Annotated in this window: 1 pseudogene; it reads left to right on the forward strand. The window is 38.8% G+C overall.

Annotation, left to right across the window (positions count from 1 at the left end):
- Nucleotides 1–654: pseudogene (locus PL9631_RS26555) on the forward strand (hypothetical protein); the annotation flags it as partial.
- Between the last annotated feature and the right edge of the window lie 199 nt (nt 655–853).

Consider the following 853-nt stretch of genomic DNA (forward strand, 5'->3'; position numbering starts at 1 on the left):
GAAATGGGTGCGGCTTTAGCTTATAAAAGAGACACTGAAGATGATAGATTAGTTAAAGAAGTTACGGCTAAATTTAAAGCTTCGACTGAAGTTATTTTGAGGGAAACTCTCAGTCCTTTGAGGAAACCTTACCCTCCTAAAACCTGGGCGGCTGCCTATTGGAGAACCAATCATTTAGCACAAAGTGGAACGGCGGGATTAGTTTTTCTATTATTTTGTGATGAGATTATTGAGGAACTAAAGAACCTAGAAAATAAAAAGGTTTGGATGCTGACAGTATATGCCGTTCAATTCACCCTATTTGCTCGTCCCCAACATTCAGCTTGGAATGGGGAGGAATTAACAGTTAGGAGTAGTTTTCTTAATGTTAATGGCAAGGATAAAGTTAGTCTTGAAGGGAAGTTTGATGGACAACCAGGGTTTTTCAATATGGGACTTGTTAATGAGAAAGATATTGCCCAGGTTCCCAACGGCTGGACGGGTCGGGTGAAGATTTATGCCAAATCTTATGAGAATGACAAATATCCGAGAAAGATGTCACCTAATGATGTTTGTACAAGTGTTTATTTATTTTCAGTTGATATGGAGCAATCCGATATTGATGATTTTATGAATGATCACTGGTCGAATCAAACTAGATTTAATCCCCTTTGATAACTGATGCGGACACAATTAGGGAGTATTGCCATATAAAAAATGAATATACTCCCTACTAATTTCTAATCAATTAACCTCCCTAGCGAGTATGGAGCCTAACCATGCCTGCCGAGGTGGTGGAGATGAGTGGGATAATGTTAAATATCCTGACATCCCTATTCCTAATTTCCCCTAGTTCTGTACTTTCTAACTGATC

Source organism: Planktothrix paucivesiculata PCC 9631 (assembly GCF_900009265.2).
Taxonomy (GTDB): Bacteria; Cyanobacteriota; Cyanobacteriia; order Cyanobacteriales; family Microcoleaceae; genus Planktothrix; species Planktothrix paucivesiculata.